Source organism: Clostridium sp. YIM B02500, assembly GCF_022324665.1.
GTDB lineage: Bacteria > Bacillota > Clostridia > Clostridiales > Clostridiaceae > Clostridium > Clostridium beijerinckii.
Genome location: NZ_JAKGTE010000001.1, coordinates 307,531 through 329,290, shown reverse-complemented (window position 1 = coordinate 329,290; position 21,760 = coordinate 307,531). Strand labels below are relative to the sequence as shown.

Here is a 21,760-nt window from a genome sequence, read left to right as displayed (position 1 = left end):
TATGTTAAAATAAAACATAATATAAATGAATAAATTAATAATAGGGGGTTGTATAATGAATAATGAATACAAACTTGAAGAAATCTCAAAGTTAATGAGAAAAGATATAGTTTCTATGCTTACAGAATCATCATCAGGTCATCCAGGAGGTTCTTTGTCAATAGCTGATATTATGTCTGTATTATTCTTTAAAGAAATGAACATAGATGTATCTAACGCAAAAGATCCAAATAGAGACAGATTTGTTTTATCAAAAGGCCATGCGGCACCAGCATTATATAGTGCTTTAGCTAGAAAGGGATATTTTGAAGTAGAAGAGTTAAAGAGCCTAAGAAAAACAGGTTCAAGATTACAAGGACATCCTAATATGAATGATTTACCAGGAATTGATATGTCTACGGGCTCGCTAGGACAAGGAATTTCTGCGGCAGTTGGAATGGCATTAGCGGGAAAGCTTGATAAGAAGGATTATAGAGTATACGCAATTTTAGGAGACGGAGAGCTTGAAGAAGGCCAAGTTTGGGAAGCATCAATGTCTGCAGCTCATTACAAATTAGATAATTTAACTGCATTTATAGATAATAATGGACTACAAATAGATGGAAACATAGAAGATGTTATGAATCCTGGTCCTATAGATAAAAAATTTGAAGCTTTTGGATGGAACGTTTTGACTATAAATGGTCATGATTATGATGAAATCATAAATGCTATCGCAAAAGCAAAGGAAGTTAAAGGAAAACCAACTGCAATTATATGCAACACAGTAAAAGGTAAGGGTGTTTCATTTATGGAAAATCAAGCAGGATGGCATGGAACTGCTCCAAATAAAGAACAATGTGAGCAAGCATTAAAGGAAATTGGAGGGGAAAACTAATGGGAAATAAAGTAGCAACTAGAGAAGCTTATGGTAAAGCGTTAGTAAAACTTTCAAATTTAAATAAAGATGTTGTAGTACTAGATGCTGATTTATCAAAATCAACTAAAACAGCTGATTTTAAAGCTGTTTCACCAGAAAGATTTATAAATATGGGAATAGCAGAATCAAACATGATGGGAGTTGCAGCAGGGCTTTCAACTTGTGGGAAGATTCCGTTTGCTAGTACTTTCGCAATGTTTGCAGCGGGAAGAGCTTTTGAACAGATAAGAAATTCTATATGTTATCCAAAGTTGAATGTTAAAATTTGTGCAACCCATGCAGGATTAACAGTTGGAGAAGATGGAGCGACTCATCAATCCATCGAAGATATATCGCTAATGAGAAGTATTCCCAATATGACTGTAATTAATCCGGCAGATGATATAGAAACTGAAGCAGCAATATTAGCCATAGCAGAATACAATGGACCTTGCTATGTTAGATTAGGAAGGTTAGCTGTTAGTACTGTAAATAACATAGATAATTATAAGTTTGAAATTGGAAAAGGTGTGACATTAGCACAAGGTAACGATGTTACTATAGTTGCAACAGGACTAATGGTTGAATTAGCGTTAGAGGCTAAAAAAGAGTTGGCTAAAGATGGAATTGATGCTAGAATAATAAATATACATACAATAAAACCAATTGATAAAGAACTATTAGCTACTGCAGCGAGAGAAACAGGAGCAATAGTTACAGCAGAAGAACATAGTATAATTGGTGGTTTAGGTTCAGCAGTCGCTGAAGTTTTAACAGAAGAATGTCCAGTACCAGTATTAAAAGTTGGGATAAAAGATACTTTTGGTGAAAGTGGTAAGCCAAACGAACTATTAAAAGCGTATGGATTAACAGTAGAAGCCATAGTAGAGCATAGTAAGAAAGCTATTTCATTAAAGAAATAATCAACCCAGAATAATAGAATATAACATACCGAAAATGCAAGATACAAAGCTTATGAAATAGCTGAGGATCTTGCATTTTCTATTTTTGAATAATCAAAAATAAACAAGGAAAACTATGAGAGAAATTCTAATATAAATAAAAATTAAAAGGGGAAGATGACAATGAAAAAATCAAAATTTAGAGAATATTTAATAATAACATTTGGGATAATTCTGGTTGCGCTTTCTATTGAGTACTTTTACGCTCCAAACAATATTGCAGCAGGTGGAGTAACAGGAATAGCAATAATTATTAATGCGGTCATACCATCTTTTTCAATAGGTGTAGTGAGCTTTATTTTAAATGGATTGTTATTTATAGTTGCACTTATATTCATTGATGGAAAATTTGGTGTGAAGACGATTTATGCTAGTTTAGGATTATCAGTTATAATATGGGCAATTGAGAGGTTCTTAAAGCCAGTGGCAATCACAAATGACTTAATGATGGCAACTATTTTTGGAACATTAATTTCAGCATTCGGAATGGCTATCATATTTAATGAAAATGCATCAACAGGAGGAACAGATATATTAGCAAAAATGCTAAATATATTTTTTCATTTAGATATAGGAAAATCTTTATTGGTAGTAGATTTTGTAATAACCTTAGCAAGTGCGTTTGTATTTGGAGTGGATGTTGCGTTGTATTCTATGCTAAGTATAATACTACTTGGTTTAATAGTTGATAGAGTTATAGAAGGATTTAATGTTTGTAAAAGTATATTTATTATTAGTAAAAGTAATTATGAGATAAGTAGATATATAATAGATACATTAGATAGAGGCTGTACATTTATAAATGGAGTAGGGGCATTTACAGAGAAGGAAACTAATATACTTTATGCCGTTTTAAGTAGGAATCAATTCATAAAATTGAAGAAGTTTATAAAAGATGTAGATCCTGATGCATTTATAACAGTGGGGGAAGTTCATGAAGTATTAGGTGAAGGATTTAATGATATAAAACAACATTAATTACCAACAAATGGCTCCAAATTTAATAAAATTGTATAACATTAGAAAGTATTCTTATGTTATAATTAATTTTGTAGGTTTTGCAATTAATTTGCGGAATATACAATAAAGAAGGAGTGTTTGAGTATGATCGAGTTTAGAGGAGTATCTAAAATTTACAATAATAATGTAAAAGCCTTGTCAGATATTAATGTTGAGATAGAAGCAGGAGAATTTGTATTTTTAGTAGGCCCAAGTGGATCTGGGAAATCTACTTTTATAAAAATGCTTTTGAAGGAAATTGAACCAACCAACGGAAAAATATTAATAGGGGATAAAGATTTATCATCTATTACTAGGCAGCAAATACCTTATTACAGAAGAAAGATAGGAATGGTATTCCAAGATTTTAGATTGATACCAACTCTTAACGTATATGAAAATGTTGCATTTGCTATGAGAGTAGTAGAAGCATCTCAAAAAGATATAAGAAGAAGAGTTCCAATGGTATTATCGTTAGTTGGATTATCTCATAAATATAAAATGTTTCCTAATGAATTATCAGGAGGAGAACAACAGAGAGTTTCTTTAGCACGGGCACTAGTTAATAATCCATCTGTTTTGATTGCTGATGAACCTACTGGTAACTTAGATCCAGATACAGCTAGAGAAATAATGTCATTACTTGAGGATATAAACAAGTCTGGAACTACAGTTCTTATGGCTACACACGCAAAGGAAATTGTTGACTATATGAAAAAAAGAGTTATAGCTATTGAAAAAGGAGAAATCGTTAGAGACGAGAAAAGAGGTAAGTACGAGGATGAAAATTAATACTATTGCACATTTTATTAAGGATGCATTTACAAGCTTAAAAAGAAATAAGACTATTAGTATTGCTTCAGTAATTACTGTTCTTATAACTTTCTTTGTTTTGGGAATATTCGTATTAGTTGCTAATAATATAAACAAAGGAATAAATACTGTTCAGAATAAAGTAGAACTAAAGATATTTCTTAAGGATGATATAAAACTTATTGACCAAAGGGAGATAGAAATAAAATTACGAGAAATTGAAGGCGTTAAAGATGTAATTTACCAATCAAAAGAAGAAGAGTATAAGAATTTTCAAAGTACTACGAATGAAAATGAAGGATTACTAAAAGGATATACATTGCAAAATAATCCTTTTTCAGCATCATTTACAGTAAAATTAGAATCTCCAGAATATGCGTCAGCCGTAAGTGAAGGAATAAAAGACTTCGAAGGTGTTGAGACTATAGGTGATCAACAAGAATTAGTAGACAAGATTGTAGGGATAGTGAATGGTGTAAAAGTAGTTGGTTTTGGGTTATTTATAATATTAGTAGGTGTTTCAATATTCTTAATAATGAATACTACAAAACTAACTGTATATTCAAGAAGAAGAGAAGTTGGAATTATGAAATTTGTAGGGGCTACTGATTGGTTCATTAGATGGCCATTTGTAATAGAGGGAATGGTAATAGGGTTTATTGGAGCAACATTAGCATGTGGAGCTTTATTTGCAGCATATAATGGACTAGTTAGGTGGATTGCTTCGCAATTGGTATTTGTAAGCCTTGTACCAGCAACGTTTATATTCTCAACTCTATTATGGCAATTTATGCTTGGTGGTATTATAGTTGGTGGAATTGCTAGTATAATTTCATTAAGGAAATTTTTAGTGGTATAATTTTTGCAAATAAGTGTAAATATAATAAAAATAGGAATAAAGAAAAATAGTATTTTATACTATGAAATCTTGAGAAAAACTTTACAATATAATCCACTTTAATCTATAAAGATATATATTGGGATTATATGTATGATGCATATGAAAGGGAGTCTTTATAGGTGAAGGAATCAAGAAAATACATATTTGCAAATAGAAGGCAAAATAGAAAAATAATTTTAATACCAACAGTAATCTTTATAGTATTTCTTATATGTGTATCCTTTTTAGGAGGAAACTATATTGCTACTAAAGGGATATTTCTAGTAAGAACATCGCCAGAAGTCAAGAGTACAGCTTCTCAGATAAATGATAAGAGTAAATATTCAGCACTTTTTACAGTTAGAGATAAATTAATTGAAAAGTTTGATGGTGAAATTGATGACAATGCTCTTTTAGAAGGAGCGATCAAGGGAATGACTAATTCCTTAAATGATCAATATACTGTATTTATGAATCAAAGCGAATTTGATGATTTAATGAAACAAAGTAGTGGAAGTATGACAGGAATAGGTGTTACTGTAACGTTAAAAGATAAACAGGTAACAATTTTAGATACTGTTAAAGGAGCACCTGCTGATAGGGCTGGACTACAGGAAAATGATATAATAGAAAAGATAAATGATATCGATGTGTCTGGTGACGATTTAAAAAAAGCAACGTCTATGATTGCAGAGGCAAATAATTCAGAGTTAAAACTGACTATTAAGAGAGCAGATACTAATGAATTTGATGTTAATGTAACACCTGAAAAAGTAAAGATTGAATCAGTAAAAGGGAATATGCTAGATTCTTCAATAGGGTATATTCGTATAAAAACTTTCATGAATGAAAATACGGCAGAAGATTTCAAAAACACAATTGATGAATTGAAATCTCAAGGGATGAAAGGCTTGATAGTAGATCTGAGAGAAAATCCTGGTGGGCTATTAACAGAAGCAGTAGGCGTTGCATCACAGTTTATTCCGAAAGGAAAGATAATAACTTACACAATTGATAAATATGAAAACAGAAATGATTCATTATCAATTGGTGGAGATGCTGAAGGCATGCCATTGGTTTTACTAGTTAATGAAAATAGCGCTAGTGCATCAGAAGTTGTTACAGGTGCTTTAAGAGATTATGGCGCAGCAACAATTGTTGGAAAAACTACTTTTGGGAAAGGTATAGTTCAGCAAACAGTTAAATTTGATGATAATATTGGTGGACTTAAAGTAACTATTTCTAAATATTATACTCCAAATGGAGAGAATATTCATAAAAAAGGGATAGCCCCGGATTTTGATGTTACAACACCTGTTGGTATTGATGAAAAGAGCTATGATAAAAATGCTGATGAGCAGCTAAAGACAGCGGTTGAAAAAATAGGAGAAAAGATTAAATAGGGAGGGATTAAATGGGTTTATTTATATATACGCTACGGAGCGTATCAGGTGCTATAGTAACCCCTCCATTAGTATTCTTATTAATACTCTTAATAATGGTACTACATTCAAAGAACAAAAAAGTAGTAACTATGCAAAAAATAATTTTAGGAGGTAGTGTAAATTCATCTATTGAACTTACACTATCTCAACTTGTTTTAGGAATTATAGGTGGAATTATAGGAAGCATAATACTTACAAGTTTAGGTGTAGTTTTTAGTGAAAATTCTGGAATATCGTATTTGTTTGTTATATCAATATTATTAATGCTTATAAGACCAAGGTTAATATGCTTTTCTTATTCGGGAGCAATTCTAGGTGGTATAGTAATTATAATTAAATTGATTAATATATTCATTCATTATAGTTTAGGAGTTTTTGATCTAAATATATTTTATTTAGCAATTCTTATAGGAGTATTCCATATTATTGAGGGGATATTAGTAATTGTCGATGGAGATAGAGGAGCTGTACCTGTATTTACAAATAGAGATAATAAAATTTTAGGTGGATATGCATTAAAAAGATATTGGGCATTGCCAATAGCAATAATTATTGCTATGAATGGGAATAATTCGATGTTGAGTTATATGACAGAATCTATATCTAATCCAGATTGGTGGCCATTAATTAAACTACCATATGGACTCGCATTAATAGCTGGAAGTATTATTTCTATAGTTCCTTTTTATATGGTATTAGGTTATTCATCAATTACATTTACAAAAAGTAAAAGAGAAAAAGCTATATCTTCAGGAGTACACATACTAGCTTATGGAATTCTTCTGACAATTTCGGCTCAGATTGCTAGGTTTGGAATTATTGGTGAAGTATTTGTTGTGATTTTTATGCCAGCAGCTCATGAGTTAATGCTTAAGCTTCAGACAGATCGAGAGAAAAAGCAAGTGGCTAAATTTGTTAGCGATGAAGAAGGTCTGGTAGTTTTAGAAATGTCAGCGGATTCTAGGATGCGGGAATTTGGAGTTGATATTCAAAGTAAAATTTTATCAGTGAATGGTAAAAAGATTAATTCCGAAGCGGAAGTGTATTCTATTTTAAAGGAAAACTTATATAATGCAGTTTTAAAGATAAAGGATTCTCATGGAATGGTAAAAGATATTCAATTTAGGCATAATAAAAATACTAGGCTTGGAATTTTAGTAGTACCTAGAAATGTAAGCAAGGAAGATATTGTGCCAGTCGATGGAGGAAATTTTAAAAATGTTTTGAATTCATTAAAGGGGTCTGAAAATAAAGTTGAATATAAAATAGAAAAAGAGAATGATGGAAAACATGATAAGGATGTTAAGAATAAAGATGATAAAATGTAATTAGAAGGTGGCTTGGCCACTTTTTTCTTTAACTAATAATAATATTTTTATTTAAGCGATATTTAAGATGAATTTTATCTTTTTTAATAAATAATTTTAATTACAACTGATTTAAATAAAGTAAACATCTAATAATTATAATATTTTAGATATATGGAGAGTATTAAAGACATGAGTAAGCATTTAAAATAAATAGGATAATTTATTGACTTAATACTTAAGGAAAAGTAAAATAGATATATAATACGAATGTCTGTTCGGATTGGAGGTAATATAATGGGAGAATTTAAAATACAATCGAGATTTAAACCTACAGGGGATCAACCACAAGCAATCGATAAATTAGTGAATTCCATAAAAAGCAATAATAGAGCTCAAACTTTGCTTGGAGTAACAGGTTCAGGAAAAACATTTACTATGGCAAATGTTATAGAAAAATTACAAAGACCTACTATAATATTAGCTCATAATAAAACTTTAGCAGCGCAATTATGTTCGGAATTTAAGGAGTTCTTTCCTGATAATATAGTAGAATACTTTGTATCTTATTATGACTATTATCAACCAGAAGCATATGTGCCTCAAACAGATACATTTATAGAAAAAGATGCATCAATTAATGATGAAATAGATAAATTAAGGCATTCAGCTACTTCAGCTCTTTTTGAAAGAAGGGATGTAATAATTGTCGCATCTGTTTCCTGCATATACGGGCTAGGTAATCCAGATGAATATAAAAAGTTAACTATAAGTCTTAGAACTGGAATGGAAAAAGAGAGAGATGAGGTTATAAAGAAACTTATAGAAATTCAATATGAAAGAAATGATATAGATTTTTCAAGAGGAACCTTTAGAGTTAGAGGAGATTCTTTAGATATAATTCCCGCTTCGTATTCAAATAAAGGGATTAGAATTGAATTTTTTGGAGATGAAATTGATAGAATAAGAGAATTTGATGTATTAACAGGAAGTATCCTAGGAGAAAGAAATCATGTAGCCATAACTCCAGCATCCCACTTTGCAACATCTAGAGAGACTGTTGATAAAGCAATTGGCATAATTGAAGGAGAATTAGAGGAGAGGCTTAGAGAACTTAATGCCCAGGATAAGCTTTTGGAAGCTCAAAGATTAAGGCAAAGAACTAACTTTGATATTGAGATGATAAAAGAAATGGGATATTGTAGTGGGATTGAGAATTATTCTAGAATATTAGATGGTAGAGCTTCAGGAACACCACCTAAAACATTAATAGATTATTTTCCGGAAGATTTTCTTATGTTCATAGATGAGAGCCACGTGACATTACCTCAGGTTAGAGCAATGTATGCAGGAGATAGATCAAGAAAAAATACATTGGTAGACTATGGATTTAGATTACCTTGTGCATATGATAATAGACCGCTAAAATTTGAGGAATTTGAAAAGAAAATTAATCAAGTAGTGTTTGTAAGTGCTACTCCATCGGCTTATGAAATAGATAATTCTGAAGAAATAGCTGAACAAATCATAAGACCTACAGGATTGTTAGATCCAGAAATCATTATAAGGCCTATTAAAGGACAAATTGATGATTTATATGGAGAGATTAATAGAACGATAGAGTGTGGATTTAGAATATTAATAACTACATTAACCAAGCGTATGGCAGAAGATTTAACTAAATATTTAATAGAACTTGGTGTTAAAACAACTTATATGCATTCAGATATTGATACGATAGAAAGAATGAAAATAATAAGAGATTTGAGGCTTGGTGAGTACGATGTACTTGTAGGAATAAATCTTTTAAGAGAAGGATTAGATATACCGGAGGTAGCTTTAGTTGCAATTTTAGACGCCGATAAAGAAGGGTTTTTAAGATCAGAAACATCATTAATACAAACAATAGGAAGAGCGGCTAGAAATTCAGAAAGCAAGGTTATAATGTATGCTGACAATATAACAAAGTCTATGGATAAAGCAATGAAGGAAACGGAAAGAAGAAGAGCTATACAAAAAGATTATAATGAAAGACATGGAATGGTACCAACAACAATAATTAAAGATGTAAGAGATATTATTGAAGCAACAAAGGTTGCAGAAGAAGTCGAAGAATATAAAGCTGCGGATAAGAAAAAACTTACTAAGAAAGAAAAAGATAAGTTAATTAAAGATCTTACAGAAGAAATGCTTTTAGCGGCAAAAAATCTTCAATTCGAAAGAGCAGCTGAGCTTAGAGATATTATTAATGAAATTAAAGATGGAAAGTAATGGGTAATAATCAATATATGATATATTGCATAAAACTATGAATTATGTATTGTCCATTAAGTAGGAGGTTAGTTTAATGAACGATAAGATAGTAATAAAAGGCGCGAAAGTTAATAATTTAAAGAATGTAAGTTTAGAAATACCGAGAGATAAATTAGTTGTACTTACAGGATTATCAGGCTCAGGTAAGTCATCTTTGGCCTTTGATACATTATATGCTGAAGGGCAAAGAAGATATGTGGAATCTTTATCTTCTTATGCACGGCAATTTTTAGGACAAATGGATAAACCGAATGTAGAATATATAGAAGGATTATCACCGGCAATATCAATAGATCAAAAGACTACAAGTAAAAATCCGAGATCAACAGTTGGAACAATAACTGAAATATATGATTATTTGAGATTATTATATGCAAGAGTAGGAATTCCTCACTGTCCAAAGTGCGGTAAAGAAATTACTAAACAATCTGTTGATCAGATTGTTGATAAAATTATGGGTTATGGAGATAAATCTAAACTTCAAGTATTATCACCTGTAGTTAAAGGGAGAAAAGGAACTCATGAAAAGATATTAGAACATATAAAGAAGAGCGGCTTTGTTAGAGCAAGGATTGATGGGGAAATTTATGACTTAACTGAAGAGGAAGTAAAGTTAGATAAAAATAAAAAGCATAATATTGAAGCTGTTATTGATAGAATTGTTATAAAGGAAGGGATTGAAGGTAGACTTACGGAATCTGTAGAAGCGTCTTTAAAGATGGGCGAAGGATTAGTTATAATTAGCGTTATTGGAGGAGAAGAAACTTTATTTAGCGAAAATTTTGCTTGTCCAGATTGCGGAATAAGTATTGATGAGCTATCGCCTAGATTATTTTCATTTAATGCTCCATATGGAAAGTGCGATCATTGTGATGGGCTTGGAAGTCTTATGGAGATAGACGAAAAGCTTGTTATACCTAATAGAGAGTTGAGTGTTATGGAAGGCGCTATAGCAAGCTGGGGAAGTGGAAGACTAAAAGAAGATTCTTGGACATATGCAATACTTCAGGCTCTAACTAAAGAGTATGGATTAGATTTAAGCAAGCCTATAAAAGATTTGGATAAAGAACATGTTGATTTATTGTTGTATGGAACAGGTGGAAAAAAACTTAAAATTGAATATGTGAAAGATGGAGTTAAAGCTATTTATAGTTATGCATTCGAAGGGGAAATTAATGCATTAAGCAGAAGGTATAGAGAGAGTAATTCAGATATTATAAAGGGCGAAATAGAGCAATACATGAGCAATGATTCATGCCCAAAATGTAAAGGCGCTAGATTAAAAAAAGAAGTGCTAGCAGTTACTGTTGGTGGAAAAAATATATATGAATTTACAAGTATGTCAATAAAAGAAGAATTAGAGTTTATAAATGGAGTAGAATTTTCAGAAAAAAATAAACTTATAAGTGAGCAGATTATAAAAGAGATTAAAAATAGATTGCAGTTTTTGCTAGATGTTGGTTTAGATTACTTAAGTTTATCAAGAAATTCTGGAACCTTATCAGGTGGGGAATCACAAAGAATAAGGCTTGCAACACAAATTGGTTCAGCACTTATGGGAGTTCTATATATATTAGATGAACCAAGTATTGGATTGCATCAAAGGGATAATGATAGGCTAATACATACTTTAAAAAATCTAAGAGATGTTGGAAATACAGTAGTAGTTGTAGAACACGATGAAGATACTATGAAGGAAGCAGATTACATTGTTGATATTGGACCGGGTGCAGGAGAGCATGGAGGAGAAGTAGTTGTTTCTGGAACACTTGATGAAGTTAAGGCATGTGAAAAATCAATAACAGGTCAATATTTAACTGGAAGAAAATCAATTCAAATTCCGGCAGCGAGAAGCAAAGGTAATGGACAAAAAATAAAAATTGTAGGCGCTAAGGAAAATAATTTAAAAAATATAAATGTTTCAATTCCTCTTGGTACTTTAACTATGGTCACAGGAGTTTCTGGGTCCGGAAAAAGTACTCTAGTAAATGAAATACTTTATAAAGGGTTAAATAGATTAGTAAATAAGAGCAAAAATCCAGTAGGAAACCATAAAGAAATAGTTGGTTATGAGAATATTGATAAAATAATAGATATAAATCAAAGTCCGATTGGGAGAACACCTCGTTCTAATCCAGCAACTTATACAGGCACATTTGATATAATTAGAGAGTTATTTTCACAAACTACGGAAGCTAAAATGAGGGGGTATAAGCAAGGCAGATTTAGTTTTAATGTTAAAGGTGGAAGATGTGAAGCTTGTTCTGGAGATGGAATAATAAAAATAGAAATGCAATTTCTATCGGATGTTTATGTTCCATGTGAAGTGTGTAAAGGAAAGAGGTATAATAGAGAAACTTTAGAAGTAAAGTATAAAGGGAAGAATATAGATGATGTATTAAAAATGACAGTTGAAGAAGCATTGAAGTTCTTTGAAAATATACCTAGAATTGAGAATAAGTTGAGGACATTAAATGATGTAGGACTTGGATATATTAGATTAGGTCAGCCTTCAACTCAATTATCAGGTGGAGAAGCTCAAAGAATTAAGTTAGCATATGAATTATCAAAGAGAAGCACAGGAAAAACTCTATATATATTGGATGAGCCAACAACAGGATTACACGTAGATGATGTTAGTAGATTAATAGAAATACTTCAAAGTTTAGTTGAAACAGGAAATACTGTAGTAGTAATTGAGCATAATTTAGATATGATAAAATGTGCAGATTATTTGATTGATTTAGGTCCAGAGGGCGGAGATAAGGGTGGAACCATCATAAAATGTGGAACGCCAGAAGAATTATGTAAGGTTCAAGAATCTTATACAGGCAAATATTTGAAAGATGTGCTTAAATAAAACTTATGAATATTAATGAATAGGTACTCATATTTAGAACTATATAATATTAAAACCTATAATTGGTAGTTATAATGCTCAATTGGCAATATATATATAATATAAAATTAAAAATAATAAAGTTTTTATGAAGAAATTATATTGAAAATTGACAATTGGGGCATTATAGGACAGAATATGATAAGTAGATATTAAAATAATATAGATGATATAATAATATATATTAATTAAGTGGCACTTTTGCATGCCATACTTACTTTTTTATTGTATAATCATTAATGAGGTAAATGTAAGTTATAACTTATAAATTTCTGAAAGTTATTTTACATATATAATGGATACAGGAATGAATATTGAGGTGAAAATATGAGTTTTTCGAGAATAATTGCTGGTTTTTTTGGAATTGTTTTTATTATTATACTGTATGTAATAATATACTATGCGCTAAAGATAATGTATAGGGATGTTAAAAACGGAGGGAAGAAAAGAAGGCCTACTTCAGCAAAAGGAAGTTATGGCTTAGAAATTATAGATTCTGGAAGTAGCAAAGATTTAAAAGATGGATCTATTATTCCTATCAGATCGGATTTGACAATAGGAAGAAAAGATGATAATTCTATTGTATTATGTGATCAACATGTTTCTGGAAGTCATGCGAGAATTATCATAAGGAATAGTAGCTTATTTATAGAAGATTTAAATAGCACAAATGGTACCTACTTAAACAAGAATAAGATAAGTGGCAAAGCAAAACTGTCTAATAAAGATGAGGTAAGAATTGGTACGGCAATTTTTAAGATTTTAATTTAGAATATTCGAATAAAGAGAATATTAAAAGAATTTTTTATTGAAAAAATTAGGCTCAGCGGGGAAGTATTGTAAAGCTATATTTTCCGCTGGGCTTTACAAAAGTATTTTAGAAATCTAAATATCAAAGGAATAGCACGGTGGGGTGATATGGATTGAAGATAAAAAGAGATGAAATAAAGCTATTACTGTTAACTTATTTGTTATGTATAGCGCTTTTTACAAATTTAGCAATATTGAAAGATGACATGGATAAAGGCGCTATATACATGGGGTTGATAGTATGTGGCTTAATAACTGCTACCCAAATATTAATACGGAAGTTTTATCCCCATGGGGATAAATTTTTGATTACATTTGCATGTATATTGTCAGTAATAGGTATAGCTGTACTATATAGATTGGATACTGATATTGCTATTAAACAGTTAATGTATTTTGCAGCTGGAATAGTTGTATTTATTGCTCTAGTAGTGATAATTCCAGATATAAGAGATTTTGTTAAGTACAAGAAGGTATATCTGATAGCAACTCTGCTTATAATGCCTCTAGCATTGTTCGCGCATCAAGAAGTTTATGGTGCAACTAACTGGATTAGAATTGGTGGATTTAGTATTCAACCATCGGAATTTGGTAAGATAACATTTGCCATATACTTAGCGGCAGCTTTACATGATTATGAAGACAAAAATAATATAATAGAAGATTTCAAACAACTTTGGCAACCTGCACTGGTTGTTGTATACTCATTAGGATGTTTAGTTGGGCAAAAGGATTTAGGATCTGCGTTAATATTTTTTGGTATTTCATTAACAATGTTGTATGTTGCAACTGGAAAGAAAAAGTATGTGGTAATAACATTTATATTATTTGTGTTGGGATCTATTTTTGCATATAAACTGTTTCCGCACGTACAGCAAAGAGTATTAATATGGAGGGATCCGTGGAAGTATAAAGATACTACGGGATATCAGATAGTTCAAGGATTATATTCGATTTCTTCTGGTGGAATGTTTGGAAGTGGACTTGGTCAAGGATACCCAGGATTTATGCCAGTAAATACATCAGACTTAATCTTTGCAGTAATTTGTGAGGAATTGGGAATGGTATTTGGACTTGGAATTATGATAATATATTTCTTGTTTTTCTATAGAGGAATGAGGGCTTCATTTAGAATCAAAGATAGATTTTCACAACTTAATGCCATAGGCCTCAGTGCTATGATAGCATGTCAGGTTCTAGTTATAATAGGAGGAGTGTTCGCAGTAATACCTTTGACAGGGATTACATTGCCTCTTATTAGTGCTGGAGGTTCCTCAATAATAACTATGTTTTTTGCACTAGCAATACTTCAAAAGATATCGGAGGAGGGCTAAAAATTGAAAAATGTTTCTAATAGTATAAAACAGGTAATGGTAGTTTTTTTATTTTGCTTTGTAGCTCTTATCTCGTATATTGCATATTTTCAAGTTTTTTCGGCGCCTACTATAGCTGAAAGTGAAGGTAATCAAAGGCTTTGGGCAAGAAGAAATGAAGTTTTGAGGGGAACCATATATGATAGAAATAAAAATCCGCTTACAACAAGTGCAAGGGTAGATGCGCTAACACAAAAAAGAACTTATGTTAACGGAGATTTATATGTTCACGCACTAGGATATGTAGATCCAAGATATGGATTGACAGGATTAGAGGCAAATTATGATAGTGAGTTAACCACATACAACAAGCTTACTAACAATATTTTAAATCTAACTAAAGATTTTAGCATAGATAAGTTAAAATCAATGTTTAAGAATAGAAAAGAAGATGAGGTTAAAGTTGGGAATGGTGTTATAACTACATTAGATCCAACACTTCAAAAAATAGCATATGATGCACTTGGAAGTAATAAGGGTGCAGTGGTAGCCTTAAATCCAAAAACAGGAGAAGTATTAGCTATGGTTTCTAAGCCAACGTACAATCCAAATGATTTGGAAGGCTCAATGAAAGCTTCTAATGAAGATAGTCCGTTTATAAATAGAGCAGTATCAGGAAAATACCCGCCAGGATCAACATTTAAAACAGTAACTCTTAGCAGCGCATTAGAAAATATGCCTGGGGTTACAAATAGAACTTTTAATGATACAGGTAAAATAGTATTTAACGATAAACAGTCATTGAGCAATGATAATGGAGAAGTTAATGGTGAAATAGATTTAAAGGATGCTTATAGATTATCAAGTAATTTTGTATTTGGTACATTGGCAATGGAGCTAGGAAATGATAAGTTAAAAGCTACTGCGGAGAAGTTTGGTTTTAATAATACAGTAGAATCTGATGGATTTAAAATAGATCAGAGTCAATTTCCAAAGTTATCTAAAGCGGAAATTGGTAGCATAGCTCAATCTGGAATTGGCCAAAGTAGTATTTTAGCTACGCCTATGGAGATGGCTTTGGTTGCAAGTACAGTGGCTGATGATGGCAAGATGATGGAGCCAAGACTCGTTAGCCAAGTGGTGGATAAGGACGGTAATGTAGTTAAGACAGTGGAGCCAAAGGTGAATAAACAAGTTATAAGTTCAGCTAATGCTGCAATTATAAAAGACTATATGAAGAATTTAGTTGATTCAAGAATCGACTCTACTTGGAGTTATTTCCAAGGAACTGATGCAGCAGGTAAGACTGGTACAGCTGATTATAATCTTGCTAATGGAGAGAGCGCTAAACCGCATTCATGGTTTATTGGGCTTGCACCAGCGAGCAATCCTAAGATTGCAGTTGCTGTAATAGTTGAAAATGGAGGATACGGAGCGAGTGCGGCAGCACCGATAGCAGGAAAATTAATTAGGCAAGCGGTTATTGGAAATTAAAATTAAATATGGTAGATAAAAAGTGAATAGTTATTGGAGAACCGTTGAAATTTCTTAAAAGTACTGAATTGGAAATAATAAAAGGATTTTCCTTATAAACTCTTCACTTTTTTATATTTGAATTTAAAGGAAGGAGTGTTGGAATGTTTGATTTTAAAGCCCAATTAAAAATTCTACCAAATGAACCAGGGGTTTATTTAATGAAAAACTCACTTGGAGAGATTATCTATGTGGGAAAAGCAAAAATATTGAAAAATAGAGTGCGCCAATACTTTCAAAATTCTAAAAATCATTCGGAAAAAGTAAAGGCAATGGTTAAAAATATTGCTGAGTTTGAATACATAGTGACAGATTCTGAAATGGAGGCTCTAATATTAGAATGCAATCTAATAAAAAAGTATAGCCCTAAATATAATATTTCACTAAAGGATGATAAATTTTATCCATTCATAAAAGTGACTACTAATGAGGATTTTCCTAGAGTTTTTATAACAAGAAATTATGCCAAGGATGGAAATAAGTATTTTGGGCCTTATCCAAATGCAGGAGATGTACATGAAACAATAAATTTGATTAGAAAAATTTTTCCATTAAGAACTTGTAAAAAATCTATTATAGAAGGCGAAAAGCCGACAAGAGCATGTTTGAATTATCATATAAAAAAATGTAATGCACCCTGTGAAGGGCGTATTTCTAAAACTGAATACAAAAAAATGATAGATGAAATAATGGAAGTTTTAAGTGGGAAGGATAGGAGCCTTCTAAATAAGTTAAAAGAAGAAATGCAAAGTGCATCAGGAAATTTAGAATTTGAGAAAGCTGCATCATTAAGAGATAAAATGATTGCTATAGAAAATATAGCAGAAAAACAAAAGGTGTTTAAATCTCAAGAGAATGATGAAGATTTTATTAATATCTATAAAGATGAGAAAGATTGCTGTATTCAAGTATTCTTTTTAAGGGATGGAAAAATAACTGGAAGAGAACATTTTATGATTGAAAATAGTTCCCATGAGGAAGATACAACAATAATTTCACAATTTATAATTTCATTTTATGGAGGAACACCAAAAGTTCCAAAGAATATATACATTCCGGAAAGTGATGAAATTGAAGCTTTGGAAGAATTTTTAAGTATAAAGCGTGGCTCAAGGGTCTTCGTTAAGGTGCCAATAAAAGGCGAGAAAAAAGAAATGTTGGAGCTAGTTAAAAATAATGCGAAAGTCACTTTAGATCAATTTAAGGATAAGATTTTGAGAGATAAAGAGATTAATATGATTTCGCTAAAGGAAATTCAAGAATTATTAGAACTTGATAGTATACCACTTAGAATTGAAGCTTACGATATATCCAACATACAAGGGGTAGATTCCGTTGGGTCAATGATTGTATTTGAGAATGGTAAAGCTAAGAATAGCGATTATAGAAGATTTCGTATAAAAACTGTAAAAAGTGCTAATGATTATGATAGTATGAGAGAAATTTTAGACCGAAGATTCACTCATGGATTAAAAGAGATCGAAGAGATTCAAAATAAAGAAATTAAATTTTCTAGTGGAAAGTTTTCGAATTTTCCAGATTTAATTATGATGGATGGTGGAAAAGGTCAGGTTAATATAGCTCTTGAAGTATTAGAGAAATTAGGAATAGATATACCTGTATGTGGATTGGTTAAAGATGATTATCATGCAACTAGAGGGATTATTTATAATAATAATGAATTAATAATAAATAGAAATTCTAATTTGATGCAAATGATAAGAAGAATTCAGGATGAAGTTCATAGATTCGCAATAACTTACCACAGAAGTTTAAGAGATAAGAGAACGCTTCATTCAATATTAGATGATATACCTAATATTGGGCAGAAGAGAAGAATGTCTCTTTTAATGAAATTTGGAAGTATCGATAATATTAAAAAAGCTACATTAGACGAACTTCTTGAGACAGAATCAATTGATACGAAAGCAGCTAATAGTGTATTAGAGTATTTTAGAAATACAAAATAAAAGAAATCAGGTTGGGGTATCTCAACCTAATTTTTAGCCTTAGATTATTGTACCAATGATGTATAATTAAAATACATTATGTTATTTTTTGAATATATATTAAAAACATGAACAAAATAAATAAATTATGCTATAATAGTACGGAATAAAAATTTACTTGTCTTAGATTAATATTTAAATTATTCTATATCATGTAAACAAAAAGCAGATTAATATAAATGTTTGAGGAGTTTTGGCATGAAGCACTATGGAGAATATAAGAATTTGTTCAGCAAATTATACGAAGAGTCACAAATTCAATTAGATGCGAAAATGAGTGAACATATATACTTTAAAGTTGGAGGACCAGTAGACATACTTTTAACTCCAAACAGTATACAACAGGTAAAAGAAACTATTACTATTTGTAAAGAAAATAATATACCATTTTATGTAATAGGAAATGGGTCTAATATCTTAGTTAAAGATGGTGGTATTAGAGGTGTTGTTATAAAGTTATGCGAGCTCAATAAAATAGAATGTATAGGTAACAAGATTATTGCAGAATGTGGAGCATTACTTAAAGACGTTTCGAAGGCAGCTACAGAAGGATCACTAGCAGGATTTCAATTTGCTTGTGGTATTCCGGGTAGCGTAGGTGGAGCTGTATTCATGAATGCAGGAGCTTATGACGGAGAAATTTCATTTGTTATTGAAAGTGCAGAAGTACTTGATGACAATCAAGAAATTAGAATAATTCCTAAATCAGAGTTGAATTTAGGATATAGGCAGTCTGTAGTTATGCAAAAGGGATATATAGTATTACGCGCAACTTTTAATTTAGTTAATGGCGATAAAGAAAAGATTCAAGCTAGAGTTGATGAATTAACTAAAAGAAGAGAAGAAAGACAGCCGTTAGAGTATCCTTCAGCAGGTAGTACATTTAAAAGACCAGAAGGCTATTTCGCAGGAAAATTAATTGAGGATGCAGGATTAAAGGGATTTGCTATCGGCGGAGCGTGTGTTTCGGAGAAGCATGCTGGATTTGTTATTAATTGTAAGAACGGAACAGCTAAGGATGTATTAGATGTAATATATCATGTTAGGGATGAAGTGAAAAAACAATTTGGAGTAGATTTATATCCTGAAGTTAGAATTTGGGGTGAAGATTAAGCATTTTAGTGATTATATTAGTTTTGAAAATATAAATAAAAATAGAAGTTGAAGATGTTAAATATATCTGTAAAATAAACACTAAATTATATAAAACTCAAGAGTTTAGAGACTTTTGGGTTTTTTATGATTTAATTATAATAGTGTGATATAATTTTGATGTTAAGGTAAATTAGAAGTAATAGTTGTGCCTAGAAGACGTCTTTGGCAAAAGGGAGTGTGTAGTATGAGATTTGTTATTGTTACAGGATTATCAGGAGCAGGAAAGACACAAGCAACAAGAACATTGGAGGATTTAGGATATTTTTGTGTTGATAACCTTCCACCAAAGTTAATCTCTAAGTTTGCAGAAGTATGCACGCAAAGTGGCGGAAATATTGAAAAAGTAGCATTAGTTATAGATATTAGAGGCGGAATTTTCTTTGATGATTTTTTTGAAGCCCTAAATTACTTAAAGAAAAATGAATTTAAATACGAAATATTATTTCTAGAAGCAACTGATGAAGTGCTTATTAAGAGATTTAAGGAGACAAGGAGAAGCCATCCATTATCTCCAGATGGAAGAGTTTTGACTGGGATTACTCAGGAGAGAGAGAAATTAAGAGAAGTTAAAAATATAGCTGATATTATCATTGATACATCTAAATACGAAATAAGGCATTTAAGAGAAAAAATAAACAAGAATTATGGAGATCATACTTATCCTGAAAAGCAATTATCAATTACTGTATTAAGCTTTGGGTTTAAATATGGAATACCAGTGGATTCAGATTTGGTTTTTGATGTTAGATTTATACCAAATCCATTTTATATACCTGAATTAAAGCAGTATTCTGGTAATGATGAACCAGTTAAAGATTATGTCTTAAAACAAGAGGAGACTGTGAATTTTATAGAAAAGTTAGTAGATATGTTAAGATATTTAATACCTAATTATATAAAAGAAGGAAAGAGTCAATTAATTATATCTATAGGATGTACAGGTGGAAGACATCGCTCAGTTGCAATAGCAAATGAAGTTTATGAAAGATTAAATAAAGAAAACTATAATTCTAAAATAGAGCATAGAGATGTAGCTGAAGATCTTCATAAAGGAGAAAAGAAGCTATGAGGATAAAAGATTGGCTTAAGGCTGGAATTAAAGTGAAACGATGGCTAGCGTTTGGTATTTTCGGAATATTATTAATATCATTTGGATTTACAGAACTAGTTAACCATAGGGTTTACAATTTATATTACCAGGTTTTTTATGTGTTTTTAAATATTACAGGAATATTTGTTTTATATATATCAATTACTGAAACGATGAAATCAATAATTGCTTTAGTAAATAGAGGCTATATCAAAGTTTCTCTAGATAGCAGAAAAATTGAAAGTCTAATATATGAAAAAAGATTATTAGTAAAGGGTCCTAAGATAGTTGTAATTGGTGGAGGAACTGGTTTATCTACAATGCTTCGAGGGTTGAAGTACTATACATCAAATATAACTGCAATAGTTACGGTTGGAGATGATGGGGGCGGATCTGGAGATCTAAGAGAAGATTTAGGAATGTTGCCTCCTGGAGACATAAGAAACTGTATTTTGGCATTAGCTGATACGGAGCCAATAATGGAGGATTTACTTCAGTATAGATTTGCTGATGGAAGGTTAAAGAATCAAAGCTTTGGAAATTTATTCTTGGCAGCTATGGCTGGAATATCTGACAATTTTGAGGAAGCAGTTCAGAAAATGAGTTCTGTATTAGCTGTAACAGGTAAAGTTATACCTGTTACTTTGGATAATATGCAATTAGTTGCAAAACTACAAAATGGTAATATAGTAAAAGGTGAATCGCAAATTCCAGAAGAAGCTATTGAACAAAAATCTAGAATAGAAGAACTAAAAATAGTTCCTGAGAATGCAAAAGCTCTTCCAGAGGCATTAGAGGCTATAAAGGAAGCAGATGCTATAGTAATGGGACCAGGTAGCTTATATACAAGTATAACTTCTAATTTGCTTGTTAAAGATATTGCAAAAGAAGTTAGGAAGAGTAGTGCTATCAAAATATACATTTCAAATATAATGACTCAACCTGGAGAGACTACGGGTTTTAAAGTGTCAGACCATTTAAAGGTTTTATTCAAATATGGTGGGAAAGATATTGTTGATTATGTAATTGCTAATACAGGAGAAATAACAGAGGAATTAAAAGAAAAATACCAAAAAGATGATGCGGAGCTTGTTAAATTAGATAGAGAAGACATTAATAGTCTAGGTGTAAAAATAGTTGGGGACGATTTAGTAAAAGTTAAAAATGGATTGATAAAGCACGATTCAGATAAGTTGGCAGAAATATTAGTAGATACAATAATGGAAAAGAAACTTTTATATGATAAGAAAAAGATAATTGAATATATGTATTTATCGCAACGTATTAAGGAAAGAGTCAGAGAAGAAAAAGGAAAAGTAATTGATTAATTATAA

At 31.1% G+C, this 21,760-nt stretch carries 16 protein-coding genes; all 16 read left to right on the top strand.

From position 1 onward, the window contains the following. The first annotated feature begins 55 nt into the window (after positions 1-55). Positions 56-877: a transketolase gene (locus L1S46_RS01175; RefSeq protein ID WP_012061022.1), complete on the top strand. Its 822-nt coding sequence runs from the start codon at positions 56-58 to the stop codon at positions 875-877. Continuing rightward, positions 877-1,821 (top strand): transketolase family protein, encoded by a 945-nt coding sequence (locus L1S46_RS01170; protein WP_012061021.1) that lies wholly within the window; start codon positions 877-879, stop codon positions 1,819-1,821. Before L1S46_RS01175 ends, L1S46_RS01170 begins: the two co-directional genes overlap by 1 nt. 162 nt (positions 1,822-1,983) lie before the next feature. Next, the gene (locus L1S46_RS01165) at positions 1,984-2,838 is read left to right on the top strand and encodes a YitT family protein (protein WP_238898922.1); all 855 of its coding nucleotides are present in this window, start codon (positions 1,984-1,986) and stop codon (positions 2,836-2,838) included. A gap of 126 nt (positions 2,839-2,964) precedes the next feature. Beyond that, positions 2,965-3,651 (top strand): cell division ATP-binding protein FtsE, encoded by a 687-nt coding sequence (gene ftsE, locus L1S46_RS01160; protein ID WP_012061019.1) that lies wholly within the window; start codon positions 2,965-2,967, stop codon positions 3,649-3,651. Then, entirely contained in the window at positions 3,641-4,531 is an 891-nt protein-coding gene (ftsX, locus tag L1S46_RS01155) for a permease-like cell division protein FtsX (protein WP_012061018.1), read from the top strand. The genes ftsE and ftsX overlap by 11 nt, the downstream gene beginning before the upstream one ends. A gap of 161 nt (positions 4,532-4,692) precedes the next feature. After that, positions 4,693-5,955 carry a S41 family peptidase gene (locus tag L1S46_RS01150; RefSeq protein WP_012061017.1) on the top strand — a complete coding sequence of 421 codons (1,263 nt, stop codon included), beginning with the start codon at positions 4,693-4,695 and terminating at the stop codon, positions 5,953-5,955. An 11-nt stretch (positions 5,956-5,966) separates the two neighbouring features. Further along, positions 5,967-7,325 (top strand): signal protein PDZ, encoded by a 1,359-nt coding sequence (locus tag L1S46_RS01145; protein WP_238898920.1) that lies wholly within the window; start codon positions 5,967-5,969, stop codon positions 7,323-7,325. A 276-nt stretch (positions 7,326-7,601) separates the two neighbouring features. Next, a complete protein-coding gene (gene uvrB / locus L1S46_RS01140) occupies positions 7,602-9,575 on the top strand; it encodes an excinuclease ABC subunit UvrB (protein WP_238898918.1) in 1,974 nt (657 codons plus the stop codon). Positions 9,576-9,651: 76 nt separating this feature from the next. After that, on the top strand, positions 9,652-12,477 hold the full coding sequence (uvrA, locus tag L1S46_RS01135) for an excinuclease ABC subunit UvrA (protein ID WP_238898916.1): 2,826 nt from the start codon (positions 9,652-9,654) through the stop codon (positions 12,475-12,477). A gap of 366 nt (positions 12,478-12,843) precedes the next feature. Then, positions 12,844-13,287, top strand: coding sequence for an FHA domain-containing protein (locus L1S46_RS01130; protein ID WP_238858660.1), 444 nt, complete (start codon positions 12,844-12,846; stop codon positions 13,285-13,287). Positions 13,288-13,439: 152 nt separating this feature from the next. Next, on the top strand, positions 13,440-14,660 hold the full coding sequence (locus tag L1S46_RS01125) for an FtsW/RodA/SpoVE family cell cycle protein (protein WP_012061012.1): 1,221 nt from the start codon (positions 13,440-13,442) through the stop codon (positions 14,658-14,660). Positions 14,661-14,663: 3 nt separating this feature from the next. Continuing rightward, a complete protein-coding gene (locus tag L1S46_RS01120; RefSeq protein WP_012061011.1) occupies positions 14,664-16,133 on the top strand; it encodes a penicillin-binding transpeptidase domain-containing protein in 1,470 nt (489 codons plus the stop codon). A gap of 143 nt (positions 16,134-16,276) precedes the next feature. After that, complete coding sequence (gene uvrC, locus L1S46_RS01115; RefSeq protein ID WP_017212229.1) at positions 16,277-18,142, top strand: excinuclease ABC subunit UvrC; 1,866 nt, start codon at positions 16,277-16,279, stop codon at positions 18,140-18,142. Between the two features lie 237 nt (positions 18,143-18,379). Continuing rightward, entirely contained in the window at positions 18,380-19,294 is a 915-nt protein-coding gene (gene murB / locus L1S46_RS01110; RefSeq protein ID WP_012061009.1) for a UDP-N-acetylmuramate dehydrogenase, read from the top strand. A gap of 226 nt (positions 19,295-19,520) precedes the next feature. Further along, complete coding sequence (gene rapZ, locus L1S46_RS01105; RefSeq protein WP_012061008.1) at positions 19,521-20,405, top strand: RNase adapter RapZ; 885 nt, start codon at positions 19,521-19,523, stop codon at positions 20,403-20,405. Next, positions 20,402-21,754: a YvcK family protein gene (locus tag L1S46_RS01100; protein ID WP_012061007.1), complete on the top strand. Its 1,353-nt coding sequence runs from the start codon at positions 20,402-20,404 to the stop codon at positions 21,752-21,754. The genes rapZ and L1S46_RS01100 overlap by 4 nt, the downstream gene beginning before the upstream one ends. Positions 21,755-21,760: the final 6 nt, after the last annotated feature.

What these genes read in the sequence shown, in the direction of transcription:
- L1S46_RS01175 (WP_012061022.1), top strand. Translation starts at nt 56, where the DNA reads ATGAATAATGAATACAAACTTGAAGAAATCTCAAAGTTAATGAGAAAA.
- uvrB (WP_238898918.1), top strand. Translation starts at nt 7,602, where the DNA reads ATGGGAGAATTTAAAATACAATCGAGATTTAAACCTACAGGGGATCAA.
- L1S46_RS01100 (WP_012061007.1), top strand. Translation starts at nt 20,402, where the DNA reads ATGAGGATAAAAGATTGGCTTAAGGCTGGAATTAAAGTGAAACGATGG.
- murB (WP_012061009.1), top strand. Translation starts at nt 18,380, where the DNA reads ATGAAGCACTATGGAGAATATAAGAATTTGTTCAGCAAATTATACGAA.
- uvrC (WP_017212229.1), top strand. Translation starts at nt 16,277, where the DNA reads ATGTTTGATTTTAAAGCCCAATTAAAAATTCTACCAAATGAACCAGGG.
- L1S46_RS01165 (WP_238898922.1), top strand. Translation starts at nt 1,984, where the DNA reads ATGAAAAAATCAAAATTTAGAGAATATTTAATAATAACATTTGGGATA.
- L1S46_RS01145 (WP_238898920.1), top strand. Translation starts at nt 5,967, where the DNA reads ATGGGTTTATTTATATATACGCTACGGAGCGTATCAGGTGCTATAGTA.
- rapZ (WP_012061008.1), top strand. Translation starts at nt 19,521, where the DNA reads ATGAGATTTGTTATTGTTACAGGATTATCAGGAGCAGGAAAGACACAA.
- ftsE (WP_012061019.1), top strand. Translation starts at nt 2,965, where the DNA reads ATGATCGAGTTTAGAGGAGTATCTAAAATTTACAATAATAATGTAAAA.
- ftsX (WP_012061018.1), top strand. Translation starts at nt 3,641, where the DNA reads ATGAAAATTAATACTATTGCACATTTTATTAAGGATGCATTTACAAGC.
- uvrA (WP_238898916.1), top strand. Translation starts at nt 9,652, where the DNA reads ATGAACGATAAGATAGTAATAAAAGGCGCGAAAGTTAATAATTTAAAG.
- L1S46_RS01170 (WP_012061021.1), top strand. Translation starts at nt 877, where the DNA reads ATGGGAAATAAAGTAGCAACTAGAGAAGCTTATGGTAAAGCGTTAGTA.
- L1S46_RS01130 (WP_238858660.1), top strand. Translation starts at nt 12,844, where the DNA reads ATGAGTTTTTCGAGAATAATTGCTGGTTTTTTTGGAATTGTTTTTATT.